Source organism: Psychrobacter sp. 219-2-C (assembly GCF_049560815.1).
Classification (GTDB): Bacteria; Pseudomonadota; Gammaproteobacteria; order Pseudomonadales; family Moraxellaceae; genus Psychrobacter; species Psychrobacter faecalis.
Window position 1 is genome coordinate 2,589,356 of record NZ_CP186933.1, and the last position, 17,179, is coordinate 2,606,534.

The following is a 17,179-nucleotide window of genomic DNA, read 5'->3' on the forward strand; positions in this document are numbered from 1 at the left end:
CTTGGTTTAACGTTATTTATTACTATTTATTTAACTACTTACCTTATTATTTACATCAGTATTTACTCGCAATAACGCTAGTATAGTGCCCTTATTTTCATTACAATAAAGCAACATTGCGAAAGGCGCATTACTACGAGTAATGGCTACCTTGCACGTCCATATTTATTGATTTTCTTTAGTTCTTATTCTATTTTAGCAATCATGCTAATGGTTATATTAATTATCTCATAGACTCTGCTGGCGCTCATGCCAGTTAGATAAAGGACACTTATGTTTTCTCCTATTACGCCGCAGCGTCCCTCTTTAGCGCTTAACATAGCGGGCAAAAATAATAACAGTCAGCGGCCCAAATGCTATTTAGCCATGGCGGTTGGGACAGCGCTTGCTTGTTTTACCTTACAAGCCAACGCAGCCAATGGTGCTCAAAGCTATGAAGAGCTACCGGTAGAGAGTATCGCATTTGAGTATGATAATGATGAGGCGGCAAAAGTTGTCAATAAGCGCGTGGTCAATCCAAATGCGGCGGCTCAAAGCGATAAGGTGATTAGTAAGGAGTTTGTCGCCGAACAAGCGAGACTGTTTTATGAGTGTACGCAAGTACAAACCAGTGGTGCGCGTTTGGCCTGTTTTGATAAAGTCGCTGAGCAAGGTAAAACGCCGAGCTACACCACGACTAAACAACCCGTTGATTTGGCAAAAACCCTACAAAGTACCCTTGCTGGTAATCCGCAAGTTGTCCTAGTAGAGGAAAATACCACCATTTCTGCAAAAGGTAATGCGGCAAATAACGAAGTTGGTAATGGCGAAAGTTTGGATACGGTTGGATTGACGCAAAGGGAGGCGGAAGTATTAGAAAACGTCGGCGTCACCCAAGCTGATATCGAAAAATACACGCCGTTAAGTTTGGCTTATGATTTGGATAAAAACAGCGAGCGCGGCACCTGGACAGTCAGACCACACCGACCAACTTATTTGCTACCGTTATTTTATACCTTTGATCCCAATTTAAACCCAAGTACGCCGTCGCAAGATAAAGAAGAATTTACCTCTAACGACACCCGTAATACAGAGCTAAAATTTCAGCTGTCATTAAAGACCAAAGTGATGGAAGATTTGTTTGATACCAGTGCCGATTTATGGTTTGGTTATACCCAAGAGTCGCACTGGCAGGTTTATAACGAAGACAACTCACGACCATTTCGTGCTACCGATTATCAGCCGGAGATATTTTTGACCCAGCCTGTCACAGCTGATCTGCCTTTTGGTGGCCGTCTGCGCATGTTAGGAGCGGGTGCGATTCACCACTCTAATGGGCAAGATGATCCCTTATCGCGCTCGTGGAACCGTGCTTATCTGATGGCAGGGGCAGAGTGGGGCAAATTGTCGGTCATACCGCGTCTATGGGCGCGCGTCAATAACGAGAGCTCTAGCAGTGAGGACAATCCAGATATCGAAGATTATATGGGCTATGGCGATATCAAGTTCTTATATGACTTGCCAGAGCAGCAAAGCCTAAGCGGTACTTTGCGTTATAATCCGAGTACCAACAAGGGTGCTGCCCAAATCGACTATGTCTATCCATTATCCAAAAACGTTAACGGCTATATTCAATTATTCCAAGGTTATGGCGAATCTATTATTGATTATAACCATGAAAATACTTCGATTGGTTTTGGTATCGTGCTAAATGACTGGAAAGGTTTTTAGGATAAACGCGCCGATAGGTATCGATAGATGCGCCGTTTAGCGCCTTATCAAAGCGGACTATGGCTGGCAGAGTATGGAGACGTACGCTGTCAGTTATGCCGTATTTATCGTAGTACACCGCAATCCCGACTGCCACAAAACCATTCCTCAGCAAGTCCGCCTAATGATCACTCCTTTTTTACTAAACTGCGCCAACGATTTGACGACCGTTTTCACAGCGGATTGCTTTGTATCCGTTGCCATCACAGTATCGCATGGTTGCCTAAATCCTTTGACGTTGATATTGCCGTAGGCAAAACACTATCCATTCAAGCAGCGACCTATTACGACTATCCGATACGTCAAGCTATCCGCGCCTTTAAACATCACGAAGACATGACCAAGCTGCCACTATTACTACATGTATTGCGCCAGTTGCCCAGACCACACGGCTGTCATTATGATAATAGCGTCATTGTCGAGATGCCAACGACAGAGCAGCGCCTTGTTAAACGTGGCTTTGATCCTGTCAGTATTTTGGCCGCGCAGCTGTCTAAGCATTGGCATATACCACTTTGGCACGGCGTAGAGCGTATCGACAATACTGTGAGTCAGCAAGGACTAACGCGGGCTGAGCGTTTAGGCAATTTAGACAATGCCTTTGCTTTAATCGAAACGCCGCCCGTTAAGCGCTTGCTATTGTTTGATGACGTCGCAACCACAGGTGCTAGCTTACAAGCATTAGGTCGTACCTTATATGATCAATCTTCTAGTCTAGCAGGCGTTAATTCTCAAAACTCTAATCCCTATCAATTATCTGCCTATGCGTTGGCGCATGGTAGTGAGCTATAAAGTTTGCTTTTATTAGAAAAACTCCCTATATCAATTTATAATAACTATTATGTTGCTAATGTGTTGTCTTAACGTTATATTATTGGCACAATTTTACCTACATATTTTGAATGTTTACCCCACTCTAAACTTATTTTTCTAAGGTATTGGTTTACTTAGTTTCTAAAATTTCAGTTAAAACAATTAGAATTTTAAATTCCATAAAAATTAAAATCCTACGATAAGTTGAGATTGGCGTAATGTTTATAGTTCAATAATATTTTTATAAAAATAAGTCAGAATTTAAGAAACATATACTTAATGAATACGTTAAATGTCGACGTTTTTATTGTATAGCCTTTATGGAACAAGAATTGCATATCTATTAGTGAATATACCTAAAAAACAATCAGTATGAGCATAGGTTTCATAAAACGAGATATTTACTGTACTTTAAGCTTAATATCAATTAAAGACAGTTCCAGAGAGAGATAGGGATTCGATTTGAACGCATCTGCAAATAAAGTAGCACAAAAATTACGAATGAGCAGCTCAGGGTTTACCCTGATTGAGCTGATGGTAACGATTGCCGTGCTTGCTATTATTGTTGGTATCGCTGCGCCTAGCATCAATACTCAGCTTGCCAATCAGCGCGTAAGGTCAACGACTTCTACTATTGCGAATGCGCTAAAAGAAGCAAAAGTGGAAAGTATACTTCGTCGTCAAAACGTAAAAGTGATATATGACGCTACTACTACACCTAAAACAATTTCTCTGAAAGCTGTTAATACTCCACCTGCTTCTGATACTGATATATCTACCTATAACCTTAATGCTAGAAGTACAGTTACCCAAACGATTACCCCATCTACAGTAACCAGTATTGTTTTTCAACCCAATAAGAAAATAGCCAATAACGCTACTGTGTTATATACCATCTGTGATAGTGGCTCTACTAATGAAACACCCAAGCAGGTAAGTCTTACTAACATTGCTAATGTGAACATTGTAAATGCTGGGAGCTGCTAATGAAGATTGAATCTACACAGGCAGGCGTAGGACTAATAGAAGTAATGGTGGCACTGCTATTACTAGCTGTCGCTGTGTTAGGGTTTAGCGCCATGCAAATGTCAGCGATCAAAGCAACAGACGAAAGTCTGATGCGTACTCGTTCTTTAGCTATTATGCGAGGCGGCGCAGAGACGATGCGTACGAATCCTAGCGGAATTGCGGCTTTTAAAACAGCGTTAAACGGCTCTTCAGACAGTATCAGTGTCGAGAGCAAAGCCATAACTAAAAATAGTTGTATAACAAGTACTAATACCGCTCCTACAGCAGCGACTAGTTGCACTATTGATCAGTTAGCAACACGTGATGCATTATTATTAAAGTCATATGCAAGCGCTAACGATATTAATATTGGTATGGTGCCCGGCGGTTGTCCTGGTACCTCTGGCAAGCAAGAGCTTCAATGTTTTGTAGCAAGTTGGGGAGACACTACCGTTGAATTAAGTGATACTGAAGCTAAAGCCTGTGCCAAAGCAAATGGTAGTTATAAGAATGGTGCTGAGTGCTTTATTATGGAGGCTTACTGATGTCATATAATTATCAAAGCAAGTATATGAATGGTCATCAAGCAGGCTTTACGTTAATAGAGCTGATGATTTCTTTAGTGCTTGGTTTAATCGTCTCTGCAGCCGTTATTCAAGTGTATCTGATCAACGTGAAGACAAGCAGTATTCAAGCCAGCGGTAGTGAATTACAGGATGCCAGTGTATTTGGCTTACAACAACTAGAAAAAAGTATTCGTCTAGCGAATCTTGGTAATCCAACCACCAGAATTGATAGCACTACTCGAAATGGCGGTATTGTTTTAACAGGTCTGAACATTGGCGTCCCGAACACCCCGACACCTTATCCTAATACGGGATATCTGACCAGACGAGCAGGTGATACAGCTGTCGGTACGAACGGGTGGACAGGCATATCCAATACCAATACCAATAGTGATCAGCTGACAATTCAATATACCAATATAACAGGCGCTCCAATGACAGATTGTGAAGGTGCCACTGCTGCTGTTAATGATATCGTTATCGAGCGTTATTTTGTACGTCTGGCAACAAGTAATACCAGCACTACCGCTATTAAGGACTTAGTATTGGCATGTGACGCTGGACGCGTCAATAACGCTGGTGGAATAGCTACTTTCACGCCAACAACAGATTCAAAAAACTTTGGACAAGCAGGGCAAGAGTTTATCGTCAATGTTGATCAGTTTAAAGTACTATTAGGTGCCCAATACACCACTGGCCCTAATGCAGGACAGCTTATCTATCTCCCGAGTAGTGCTTACTTAGCGATAACGACTGATAAGCCAGTCATTACCTCTGTTAAGATTGGCTTAATTGTTCATGGTAGCACGCCTATCATAGGAAGTGCTGAGCAGTCAGAATTTGCCTTGTTAGGTCAGTCGCCTACAGATAATAAATTGAAAACAGATAGCAGTAGTAAAAAGAAAGTCCGTAGCACGTATGAGACCACTACATTGTTACGTAACGCTCGTGTCGTAAATATTAACACTAGCCTATAGCTTATTGAAGGAGACTAGAAGTGATTCGACATCCGGATTTATCAAGTTCGACACAAAGACCTATCAATATTGGCTTGGCATATCGGAGTACCGAACAAGGGGCGACGCTGATAGTAGTCTTATTGTTTTTAGTGCTTATTATGTTGGCAGGCGCTATCGCAGTCAGGCAAAGTACGACAGATCTGAAAGTTGCGACTAGCGATCAGATCAATACGGTGTTGTTGCAATCGGCAGATAGCGCCAATCAAAAACTAGAAACGATGGTAAATGGTAGTCCAGCATCGGAAGGATATAAAGATGTCACAAGCGCAACAGGCGCTCTTGGTCATTTTATATTATTCGAAGAGAATAAAGTGAATGAGTTTATCTATTGTTTCAATCCACGCACCCAAAGATATTTAACCAATAGTGCAACCGTTAGAGCGCCTGCTGGTGGGTATGTAGATAGCCTTAATAACGGTATATGCGATTATACAAAAGCGACCGACTATACGAGCGAGAGGCAAGCCGTTATGACCCAGATGAGTATTGCACTGACGCCTCCTAGTGCCAATGCGGGGCCATTTGAACATGTTGTCATCGGTAAGGAAATTGAAGATAGAACCAGTAAAAAGTATCAGTTCGATATTCGAGCAACAGCTTCACTGCCTGCTTATAAGAAGCCTGAAACACCACAGGGAGTAAAATGCTTTGAGCAGTCAAGTATCAAAGCTAATGTAGCAACTGGCGAAAAGTCATTAAATGAATGCTTACTAGCAGTTGGCACACCGAGCAAGATGCTATATGAGCAAGCGGATGTCGAAAACGTTTCATCCTCTACCAAGTGTTATCCCTTTGGCAGAGGCCCTATGAATTCTAGGTGTGTGCTCTCTACCCCTTAACTTCCTTAGTCATTGCTTTAAAATATTACGAGGATAGATGTCATGAAACGATTTGACAACATATCAAAAGCTACTAACACCGTAGCAACTTCACTAAAGTATCTGGTCGTAGTCGTGGCGTCCATGATGGCAATGCCTATTTCGCAAGCAGATGTCGCGGGAAAAAAAATCGGTGATCTAGAGATTTATAAACCAGCTGAAGGCGGTAAGACAACCATCACAATGATGCTTGATACCTCAGGAAGTATGGGAATTGATCAAGTTAACTACGCTTGTGATCTGCCATCGAGTATCAGCTTTAATAGAAACATGGTTGGTTCTGAGCCCTCAGCGACGACGCCATCTTATACGAGAAGGTACTGCGAAGTAGCAGGTAATAAACGTTATTTCTATAGAAAAACGTCTTTTTTTGGTACAACATGGCATCGCTGTGGCGAAAGCAATGGACTAGGAAGTACTAATAGCAATTCGTGTAATACGGAAATAAGTGCGCCATCAACTGATGGGTTTCTTACGGAACCTGGGGGTATTTTTGGTATTTATACCTATTATTATAAAGAAGAGGGAGGCGGTAAATACTATGACCGCTTAACTCGTCTTAAAGACGCGGTTTTTACTTTAATGGATGATGCCCAATTAGACCCCAATAAAGTAGCGATTGGTGTCGGTCAGTACTCCACTCAAAGTAATAGTAGTAATTCGTCCAAATCGGCTGACGGAAAAACTGGTAAGATACTAATACCAGCCGCTCTATTAACAACAACACAGCGCAACGCCATTAAAAACGCAGTCGCTGGACTACATGCTTCAAATGGCACACCGACCGCCAATGCTTATGCAGAAGTGGGGGCTTATATGTTAGGAACTAATACTTCTGCTTCTTCTTATAGTGGTTATGATGACTCTGTTTCTTCTTCTAAAGGTGGTGGTAAATATATTAGTCCACTGTTATCTCCCTCAAGCTGTGATGGCCGTGGTATATACTTCTTAACAGATGGAGCCCCTAATAGCTCTCCTAATCCTAACTATCTAATGGGGTTAGCTTTAGGTAGTTCTTTGAATGTAACAGCGTCTAATAGTTTACCAGAGGGTAATGAACCTAATAATAGCATGCCACAAGTTGGCGCGTTTGCTAAAGCGCTACGAGATCCAACCATCAATCCTTTAGGAACCGACAGAGAGATCTATACCGCAGTTGTAGGTTTTGGCTCAGATTTTAATATTGATAGAGAGGAGGATGCGAATAAGCTTGAAGCAAATCGAATCATCCGTACCCTGTCTTATACGAATCCAAAAACTGGTGTGACCGCAAATAGAGATTTTTATAACTGTGTGAAAATTTCTAATCTTGATGCCAGAAATGCTTGTAATTGGGGTGAGAAATCCCATCCGTCTTTACCGGGTGTGGGTGGATTTGGTGAAGGTGGCTTCTATTCAGCACAGTCTACGGATGATATTGTTAATAGTATCGTTACCTTCGTTAGTGATTTAAACCAGACCTTGCCGTCTGTACCTTCAGGAACGATTGTTATTCCTGATGACCCATATCGTGCTGATAGTCAACTTGCCGTCGCCTATTATCCGACTTTACAACCTAAAGTAGCGGAGAACGCCGTTATTTGGGAAGGTAACCTAAAAAAATACGCCTTAAACGAAGGTACCTTGTATGGTAAAGGTGGCTCTAAGCTGTTTAAAAGTATCGCCGGCGACTTAGATCCTGCAACACAAGATCTTTGGTCTGATAAAAACTATCCTGGTGCAAATGATAAGGTAGAAAACGGTGGTTTTTATGCACAATTAAATACCCCAAATGCAGGAATAGCATCCGTCAGGACGCTTTTTGTCGAAGACTGGCAAGATGCATCTACTAAAAAGCCAATATTAAGAAAGTTTGGTGTAAGTAGTGCGGGCAAGGTGATAGTAGATGGTGCAGCTCTAACTAACAGCACATTTAAAGATACTGCTACCTACAATGAAGCGACCTTAAGAAAATTATTAAATTTCTTAGGGTTCGATGTACTTCCAGCTACGGCTGTTAAAGACATGACCCTTAGCACATCCAATGCAACCACATCGATCAAAATCTTAGGAGCAACGATTCATTCTACGCCGGCAGCAGTTTCCTATTCTGCTACTCTCGATAGTGACACCGGTAGAGTTACTGATGCGCGCGATGACTATGTACTCTTTGGCTCATCGGAAGGCGGCTTGCATTTAGTAGACGCAGGTAACTATGGTGTTGGTAATGGCGGTAAAGAAAAATTCGTTATTATTCCAAGGGAGATGTTAAAAGATGCCAGCAACTCTGATGCGCTTATTAAAGACGCAACCAAAAACGAGATAGGATCACCGAACTTTGGTATCGATGCCCCTTGGTTGGTGACTGCAGATTATCAATACAATTTGGAAAGTAATAAGGTAAATGTCAATACCTCAAATGGTAAGGGTGTATTCGCTTACGGCGGCTTACGTATGGGCGGTGAGGCTTTTTACGGTGTAAACCTTAATGACAGTAGTAGTCCTAGTTTGATGTTTACCATCACGTCAAATACTGCAGGCTTTGGTCGTATGGGTCAGATTTGGGAAAAACCAACCAAAGCCAAAATCAAAACCAGTACTAGCGATACTGGTACTGATGTATTGGTTTTTGGTGGCGGTTATGACATGTGCTATGAAAATGAAACCTTTCAAGTTGGTGTTACCGATACGGCTTTAGCGTTAGCTGGCTGCTCAAATATATCTTCTACCAAAGGTAATGCGGTATATATTGTTAATGCCAAAACAGGCGCTTTGATATGGTCAGCTTCTAACGTGTCGAACTCGACAGGAGCTTCGGAAACGGTTTCTGATATGACCAATAGTATTGTCGCTGGTGTGACAGTGTTAGACCGCAATAACGATGGTTTTATGGATCATATCTATTTTGCAGATTTAGGCGGTCAGATATTCCGTGCTGACTTTACCAATGCTGGCTTTAAAAAACCAGTTGCATCAGGCACACCATCACCTGAGACGTCTTTTAGCAATACCAGAGTCACGCGTATACTCAAAAGTGTTTATACGGGTAGTAACACAAAATATAACTATCGTTTTTATGAGCGTCCTACGGTCAGTTTCTATCGTAATGATAGTAGTAACAGCTTGTTTGCATTAGTGAATGCTATCTCAGGCGATCGCAGCTCACCGCTATCAAAAATCCGTGATAACACCAAGGCGGATCGTCTATACGGTATTATAGACAGTGATGTTACCAAGTCAGATAACGTTTTTTATGCCAGTAACTTTTCCTCTACGGGAGGCGGTGAAACCATTAAAGATTTAACAGATAGCAGCCTGGCAGCGTTGCCTACGGCCATCGGAACCCTGACAAACGCAGGATATAATAGAGAACAAAAAGATGTCGTTATTAATACGCTCAAAGCAGGTACAAAAAAAGGCTGGTACTATCCGCTGACCCGCTTTGATGGCTACGGTAATGTCAGGTATAGCAAAGGTATTGGCAAGTCTGAAGTGATTGATAGCTTTATATATACGACTGTTTATAATCCCGATATGAGCTATGGCACGGTAGATTCTTGCTCTGCTAAAGTGACGGGCGGTTCAGAGCGTCAGCTTTATTGCCTACCTTACGGTATCTGTACCGATGATGCTTCAAAGAACGGTACTGGCGGATATGTACGTGCAGGTAAAGGCATTCAAGAGCTGACGCTTGGACCTCGTAGTTCAAACTTATCTAATCAGCGTCTGCTTATTGGTACCCGTACATTGGCTGAACGAGCCAACGATCGGGTTGACTTCGGCTCTGATGGTGGTAAAGGTTTGTTTAATGCTTTAACCAATCCTAAAGGCTTGGATCAATTTGGTTTAACAACAAACGATAGCATCATTGGTAGCGGCACAGCACCTGAACTGATATTTAATGAGCGTTATACGCTACAGCCGAAGACTTGGTATGAAGTAGACTGATAGGATAGTCGCATGAATATGAAGGCGTTAAAACAACAAGTAGGCTTTACGCTCATAGAGCTAATGATCGTCATCATGATAGTGGCTATCTTAACGGCGATTGCGGTTCCCTCTTATCGGCAATTTGTGGTACGTAATGCTGAGTCACAGGTACAGGCAAGAATGCAGGAGCTCGATATAGAGCTCAACCGCTGGCGCGCTAGTGCTCTGACTTATAAAGGCTTCACACCCAAAAAGGTAGCCAGTAATGGCGATGTCAGTTATGCCTACGATGAGACTGATAACAAAACCATCTACGTCCCAAAAGGCAGCGATAGTACCAATTTCCATTACAAAATCACCTTGGTGGACGCGAGTACAGGTAATACTTTAGCTCCTGCTAGCGCAGGCTATTCCACTGCGGGTAGCACCTGGCGTATGTTCGCTGAGCCAAACACTTCATTTGAAAGCTCAGGTGCACATATTATTATGCTAAGTAGTAAGGGAGTACGCTGCAAAAGTAAAGACAGAACTGTTACCAGTGCTGACGATGGCTGTGGTACTGGAAAGGAGGACTGGTAATGCCAAGTCTAAATAAGAAAGATAAAGGCTTTACATTGATAGAGATGATGATCGTGGTCGCTATCATCGGTATACTTGCTGCTATTGCCTATCCTAGCTACCAACGATACGTCATCAAAACCAAACGCACAGATATGATGACTGAGATGCAAAACATCGCAAGTACCATTGAGAGCCGAAAATTGGCTCAGGGTCGTTATAGCAATGATTTGATTTCAGGGCTTGGTGGTGACTACCCTAATCAAGGTACTGCACTTTATACGGTGACTATTGGTAATATTGCTGGCGTTTCAGAAACTGAGCTAACCTCAAAGTGGCAAATCACTGCCAGCCCCAAATCAGGCCAGATGTCAGGTGATGGTACGCTGACCCTAAACTACCAAGGGATCAAATGCCGAGGCAACACGTGTGGTACTGGCGAGCAGTGGAATCAATAACAGCCAAAATCTTATGTCAACTGACAAAAACTGTCAGATTTTAATGATGGCTAATTTGTGCGTGATATCTATTGACAATTTTTAGTAGTAATTGGGTGACAACGGTTACCTAAAGTAACCAAATTAATGATAGCTACAGTAAAAAGTGGTCAATCATTAGCCAAATATAATAAAATTTTTAAAATAATGGTTTTGTAGAAAATATTGGCACGATAGCTGCAGTAATTAAGCTAAGAAAAACATCTTATATTTCTAAAGATAAAACGCCCTACTCGCGGATTGTCTTTATATACCCCAAAAGGAGTTCTTATGAACGCTCAAAAAGGTTTTACCCTAATCGAACTTATGATCGTTATCGCTATTATCGGTATCCTAGCTGCGATCGCTCTACCTGCTTATCAAGACTACACGGCTCGTGCACAAGCATCAGAAGGTTTTAAAATAACTTCTGGGGTACAATCAGATATTGGTGTAGAGTACGCTGATACAAATGCTTGGCCTACTGCAGTATCGGGAGTTGAAGATTTAGAAGGTAAATATATTACCGCTGGAGATGTAGTTATTACAGGTGGTGGTGAAAATCCGACTGTTATTGGTGTAGCTTTCTCAAGTGGAGCAAATAGTGGTAAAAGCATGACCTTAACTCCTGAAGCAGGTGCTCAAGGTCAGATTAAACAATGGACATGTGATGGAGCTGCAGTAACAGGTGGAACAACTACTGGTACTGCATTAGAAGACTCTAGATTACCAACGAGCTGTCAGTAATTGCTAATATGATTTGCTAGTCTTCTGAATATAAAAAAGCCCTAGCAATTGCTAGGGCTTTTTTTAATTTTTTGATAAGGAAGACCTGTTATGAGAATACAGAACGGCTTCACTTTAATAGAGCTAATGGTTGTTACTGCTATAATAGGTATTCTAGCAGCTATCGCCATACCCGGTTATTTAAATTACATTGGTAAATCTCAAACAGTCGAAGGTTTTACTGTCTCTAGTGGTTTGCGTAGTGAGATAGCGGCACACGTATGGGAAAACAAACGCTTCCCTAATGCAACAGAGGTTGCTGTCACAGGAATTATCGGTAGACAGGCTGATGCACTTGATGGCAAATACGTTTCTGAGAATGGGGTTAAAGTCGCACCAAATACAGGTGTTATCATTATCAGTTTTGATGCTGGAAATATCGCTGGTAAAACGCTGGTATTAACGCCCGAAATAAACACACTGAATAACCAACAAGTCATTCAATGGGTGTGTAGTGGTACAATAGGTAGAGATAAGCTACCAACTAGTTGCCAAAACTAAAATTGTTTATATCATTTTATTTAAAACTGTGATAACTGATATAAGCGCTCTATCTATACATAAAATATTGATGTAACTTATGCTAAATTCCTCTCTAAAGTTTCGTCTAAAAGCCTTCGGATACCATTTAGGTATTTCTATCTTTATTGCTGTGGTTAGTTTATATTTGGTATTTATGGTATGGCATCCTGCACCGCTTGCGAAAGCAGTTGGTGTGACTCATATATTTATCATGATGCTGGTCATTGACGCTGTGCTTGGTCCCTTACTAACTTTAATCGTTGCCAAACCGGATAAAAAGTCATTAAAGTTTGATTTGGCAGTCATTATTATTTTACAGCTTGCAGCTTTTATCTATGGCATGTATAACATTGCTCATAGCAGGCCTGTCTATATTGCTTTTGATACGCTACGCTTTGAAGTCGTTCAAGCTAATGAAATACCAAAAGAAAGTCTAGATGAAGCTGAGAGCTCTTATGGTACGCTAGGTTGGGGCGTACCGAAATATGTTGCTGTCAGAGCGGTAGCAAATGCAGAGGAGAGAAGTGAGCGCTTATTCTCAGAGTTAGAGACTGGAGTTGCACCGAGTAAGCAGCCCAACCTGTACGAACCATTAGATAATCAGTGGGCTATTATGGCAGCCAAAGCTCATGACTTGACTGAGCTGTCGAAGAATAACTCCACTCAAAGCGTCGATAGCGTTATGATCGACTACCCAGCAGCGACTGGCTGGCTACCCTTAGTGGCTTATGAGCAAGATATGGTGGTCTTAATAGACATCACGCATCAGCAAGTGATAGATATTGTCGATTTGCGACCTTAGACTATTATATGTGCATAAGTAAAAAGCCAAACATAACGTTTGGCTTTTTTTAAATTTGAAGTATTAGATTTTTGATAATAATGTATGGTTATCTACTTCTCTAAATACTGAATCTTACCTTCCACACCATCCCACTTTGCCGCTTCTGGCAATTGACCTTTCATCTCAGTAATGTTTGGCCATTTTTGCGCCAGCTCTTCATTTAGCTGAATAAACACTTCTTGCCCTTTTGGTACTTCATCTTCTGAAAATATCGCATTGGCGGGGCATTCAGGCTCGCATAGCGCGCAGTCGATACACTCATCAGGGTCAATAGCGAGGAAGTTCGGGCCTTCATAAAAGCAGTCCACAGGACAGACTTCCACACAGTCGGTGTATTTGCAAAGAATGCAGTTATCTGTAACGACAAAGGTCATAGTGATGTCTACCTGTTATTGGTTTGGCAAAGTACAATTACGATTGTAAGTACATTAGCTGAAAAATAAGACATATTTTAGCGCTTTTACGGCTATTTGACAAATCCCTTTACTGACTAATGATTTCCTTTAAATGATACAGTAAATCGTGCGCTTGCTTGGGTGTTAGGTTGTCAGGGTTGATGGCTGCCAGCTCGTCTTGTAAGCTAAATAATTGATTTTGCTGTGGAATAGCAACACTACTTTGCCTTAAGTGAACGCTGTCTTCCTTTGTGTTTTCTGATTCACTATGATAAGTCCGCGCTCTTTCATCCTTTACTGACTTAGCTAATTCATTTTTATCATCAATGGTCTTGGTACTCTCAGCTTTTAAGTTATCTACTAAATACCGCTTAGCATCATTTAATACCTGCGTAGGGATACCGGCCATTTTTGCGACATGAAGTCCAAAGCTAGAGCTTGCTGCGCCATCTTTGATTTGGTGCAGTAGTAGCAGTTGCCCATCGACTTCACTGGCAGCGACATGGACATTTCGGATGCTAGTGCTAGTGTGTTGGTTGGCAGCAGGGTTGACCAATTGCGTCAATTCAAAATAATGGGTGGCAAATAATGTCAGGCAGCCAATCTCAACCAATCTATTGACGCACGCATGGGCGATTGCTAATCCATCAGTGGTTGCCGTGCCGCGTCCGACTTCATCCATGAGTACGAGCGATTTATTGGTCGCTTGGTTGAGGATATTGGCGGTTTCAATCATTTCAACCATAAAGGTCGACTTGCCGCCTGCCAAATCATCTGCTGAACCAATTCGGGTAAAAATCCGGTCGATATCACCAATCTGCGCACTCACTGCTGGGACAAAACTGCCGCAATGAGCCAGTAGAACAATGAGCGCGGTTTGGCGCATATAGGTTGATTTACCGCCCATATTAGGCCCAGTAATCATAAGCAATCTTTCAGGATTTTCCTCACCACCAAGCGCACAATCATTGGCAACAAATTGGCCGCTATGTTTGGTTGTTTTGCTTTGAATGGCAGTGTTATTTGGATTTAACGCAGCTTCGACGACGACATGACGACCTTGTTTAATATCGATACTGGTTTGGCTGCCGTTTTTTGACAAGTTGCCATCTTTCAGTAAGTCGTCATCTTGTGAGCCATTACTCATGACTGGACGTTGCCAGTTATAAGCCTTTGCAAGTTGTGCCCAATTACTAAGCACATCTAATTGCGCGATGGCAGCGCTCAGTTGTTGCAATTCAGCCAAGTGGCTACCTAATATGGTTAACAGTTCATTATACAGTTGCTTTTCACGAGTTAGAGCTAATGACTGCGCGCTTAAATATTCGGTCTCAACTTCCTTTAACTCATCGGTGATAAAGCGCTCGCTGCTTTTGAGCGTTTGCCGACGGATAAAATGCGCCGGTGCATTTTTTGCCTGCATTTTAGGCAATTCAAAATAAAAACCGCTGACTTTATTAAAGCCTACTTTTAAGCTAGGCAATTGGTTATTGATACGAGCGCGTTCTAGCATCTCATCCAAGGTCACTTGGATATTGTCATGCAGATGGGTAAGACGGTCAAACTCTTCGTCATAGCCAGCGGCTAGCATGCCACCATCTCGGATATGAGCAGGTGGCTCTATGACAATAGCGCGCTCAATCAGCTCGGCGACGAATTGTACCGCCGGTAGCTGCTCGGGCAATTGCTGCAACAGCATAGGCAACAGTCCTGCCTGCTCATGACTGATACCTGCATTGCTCAGTAGGGTAGTAAGTTGGGTACTACTAGTAATACCGTCGGCGAGCTTACGCAGGTCACACGGTTTGGCGCTCATCAGCCCGATTCGGCTACTGATTCGCTCAATATCACCGATGGTATTTAAGGTTTCGCGTAAATCACTCACTAATGAGCTGTTTGCTAAATTTTTATTAGTCCGCTTGTTGTCGCTAGCTTGATTATTTGTCTGCAAAAGACTAGTAATTGCATCTAATCGCAAATTAATTTGCGAATGTTGGCGTAGCGGGCGTTTCATCTGCTGCACAAGTAAGCGTCGTCCCATCGGCGTCTGGCAGTGATTGACGACCGATATCAGTGACGTCCCATTGCTACTCACCGGGGTAAAAAGTTCAAGGTTTTGCTGGCTATTGGCATCAATAATTAAATAATCGTCCCTATATTCGACGATAAGTTGATTCAGCTGTGGTATATGGCGCTGCTGGGTTTGCCGTGCATAGTGAATAAGGGCGGCACAGCTAGATTGCGCCAATGGCATATCGCTAATACCAAGCCCATCGAGGCGTTGCACATCAAATTGTTGACAAAGGGTTTCATTGGCATGCTGACGATGAAAGTCATTGGCTGCCACTTCTATAATAGGGCAGTCCAAACTTTGACGTAGCCATAATAGCCACGTTTCGCCGCTACCATCACGACTACCATTACTATCACCGAGCGCTTCACTAATAATACATTCACTCGGGGCAAAGCGTGCCAGCACCGTCAGCATTTGAGCTTGCAAACCTTCAATATCGTTGTGATGCGCGCTGAGTGTTTGCGTCGTTAATGTCCCAGCAGCCAAGTCCATTTGGCTGATGGCAGCCTGCAAAGGTTGTTTACTATTCGCTTTAGGAGTTTCGATATCAATCGCAACGACGGTTGGCGTATGATTGGGCGCAATGAGGGCGTCATCGGTGATGGTGCCGGCGGTCAAGGTTTTAACCACTTCACGGCGCATGATGCTACCAGCCGCCGATTTACTTTTATCTTTTTTCTGCTTATCGCCCATCTTAGGCATATTGGACGGGTTGCTAGTAACTGAATCGTCAATTTGCTCACAAACAACCACGGTTTGCCCAGCCACAATCAGCCGCGCCATATAGCTATCGGCTGCATGGAACGGCACGCCAGCCATCGCAATGGTGTTACCGGCTTTATCGGTACCACGGCGGGTTAGGGTAATATCGAGTATCTGCGCCGCTCGTTTGGCATCCTCAAAAAATAACTCATAAAAATCACCCATCCGGTACAGCAATAACGCTTGTGGATAGTTGGCTTTCATGGTCAGATATTGCACCATCATTGGCGTATGGTCGGCTAAATGATAAATAGCGTCGCCGATTAGCAACTGATCGTTATTTAAATGCTCAGTTTTTACGTGTTTAGCTTTTAAGGTTTTAGATGTATCAGATGTTAAAGCGTTAGGGTTTTGCGCGGTTGGTTTTACGGTCATGCAGAATCTCTTATGATGCTTAAATGGGTTTGCTTAGAAACAATGGCTGTTTTTTAGAATAAATTAGCGATGAATGCTGTCAGATAGTTGCGTTTATTAATGGCGCGAAACAGCTGTTAAATGAAGGATATAAGCGCTATTTTAACACGTTCAGCGACCTTTTTACGTCGGCAAATATCTACTCGCTGCCCTTGTATCCATCGGCGTCATAACCATATATAATGACGGCACACTTAATTGGGCGATACTTCATTAAGCGACTCATCATTAGTCAGTACCTTATTATTGCGTGCTTTGTTAATCCGCATTTTGACAATCAGGGCGTTATTAATCAGTAAGTTATTAAAAGGTATTTAGTCAGTGATGATTGTCAGCATTGAAATGACCAAGCGGCAGTATATAAACCCTTGGCGAATGCGCACTAATTATCGAATATTTCCATAGG

At 42.4% G+C, this 17,179-nt stretch carries 14 protein-coding genes; 12 read left to right on the forward strand and 2 right to left on the reverse strand.

What is annotated here, in order from left to right:
• Positions 1–273 precede the first annotated feature (273 nt).
• The 12 genes from ACPEGP_RS10695 (at position 274) to tfpZ (ending at position 13,086) form a co-directional block, all read left to right on the forward strand.
• Entirely contained in the window at positions 274–1,710 is a 1,437-nt protein-coding gene (locus ACPEGP_RS10695) for a phospholipase A (protein WP_423813395.1), read from the forward strand.
• A gap of 27 nt (positions 1,711–1,737) precedes the next feature.
• On the forward strand, positions 1,738–2,541 hold the full coding sequence (locus ACPEGP_RS10700) for a ComF family protein (protein WP_423813396.1): 804 nt from the start codon (positions 1,738–1,740) through the stop codon (positions 2,539–2,541).
• Between the two features lie 483 nt (positions 2,542–3,024).
• Positions 3,025–3,549, forward strand: coding sequence for a pilus assembly FimT family protein (locus tag ACPEGP_RS10705; protein WP_423813397.1), 525 nt, complete (start codon positions 3,025–3,027; stop codon positions 3,547–3,549).
• Positions 3,549–4,115, forward strand: a complete 567-nt coding sequence (pilV, locus tag ACPEGP_RS10710; protein WP_423813398.1) for a type IV pilus modification protein PilV — start codon at positions 3,549–3,551, stop codon at positions 4,113–4,115. The genes ACPEGP_RS10705 and pilV overlap by 1 nt, the downstream gene beginning before the upstream one ends.
• Positions 4,115–5,113, forward strand: coding sequence for a prepilin-type N-terminal cleavage/methylation domain-containing protein (locus tag ACPEGP_RS10715; protein WP_423813399.1), 999 nt, complete (start codon positions 4,115–4,117; stop codon positions 5,111–5,113). Before pilV ends, ACPEGP_RS10715 begins: the two co-directional genes overlap by 1 nt.
• A gap of 74 nt (positions 5,114–5,187) precedes the next feature.
• Positions 5,188–5,994, forward strand: coding sequence for a PilX N-terminal domain-containing pilus assembly protein (locus ACPEGP_RS10720; protein ID WP_423813400.1), 807 nt, complete (start codon positions 5,188–5,190; stop codon positions 5,992–5,994).
• 42 nt (positions 5,995–6,036) lie between these two features.
• Positions 6,037–9,960, forward strand: coding sequence for a pilus assembly protein PilY (locus tag ACPEGP_RS10725; protein ID WP_423813401.1), 3,924 nt, complete (start codon positions 6,037–6,039; stop codon positions 9,958–9,960).
• A gap of 12 nt (positions 9,961–9,972) precedes the next feature.
• On the forward strand, positions 9,973–10,521 hold the full coding sequence (locus ACPEGP_RS10730; protein WP_423813402.1) for a type IV pilin protein: 549 nt from the start codon (positions 9,973–9,975) through the stop codon (positions 10,519–10,521).
• Positions 10,521–10,958, forward strand: a complete 438-nt coding sequence (locus ACPEGP_RS10735) for a type IV pilin protein (RefSeq protein ID WP_423813403.1) — start codon at positions 10,521–10,523, stop codon at positions 10,956–10,958. The genes ACPEGP_RS10730 and ACPEGP_RS10735 overlap by 1 nt, the downstream gene beginning before the upstream one ends.
• Positions 10,959–11,267: 309 nt before the next feature.
• Positions 11,268–11,723 carry a pilin gene (locus ACPEGP_RS10740; protein WP_423813404.1) on the forward strand — a complete coding sequence of 152 codons (456 nt, stop codon included), beginning with the start codon at positions 11,268–11,270 and terminating at the stop codon, positions 11,721–11,723.
• 90 nt (positions 11,724–11,813) lie between these two features.
• On the forward strand, positions 11,814–12,263 hold the full coding sequence (locus ACPEGP_RS10745; RefSeq protein ID WP_423813405.1) for a pilin: 450 nt from the start codon (positions 11,814–11,816) through the stop codon (positions 12,261–12,263).
• A gap of 79 nt (positions 12,264–12,342) precedes the next feature.
• Positions 12,343–13,086: a TfpX/TfpZ family type IV pilin accessory protein gene (gene tfpZ / locus ACPEGP_RS10750; protein ID WP_423813406.1), complete on the forward strand. Its 744-nt coding sequence runs from the start codon at positions 12,343–12,345 to the stop codon at positions 13,084–13,086.
• Between the two features lie 92 nt (positions 13,087–13,178).
• On the opposite strand, the gene fdxA is transcribed toward tfpZ, so the two are convergent.
• The gene (gene fdxA / locus ACPEGP_RS10755; RefSeq protein ID WP_068406370.1) at positions 13,179–13,502 is read right to left on the reverse strand and encodes a ferredoxin FdxA; all 324 of its coding nucleotides are present in this window, start codon (positions 13,500–13,502) and stop codon (positions 13,179–13,181) included.
• 109 nt (positions 13,503–13,611) lie between these two features.
• The gene (gene mutS, locus ACPEGP_RS10760) at positions 13,612–16,734 is read right to left on the reverse strand and encodes a DNA mismatch repair protein MutS (RefSeq protein ID WP_423813407.1); all 3,123 of its coding nucleotides are present in this window, start codon (positions 16,732–16,734) and stop codon (positions 13,612–13,614) included.
• Between the last annotated feature and the right edge of the window lie 445 nt (positions 16,735–17,179).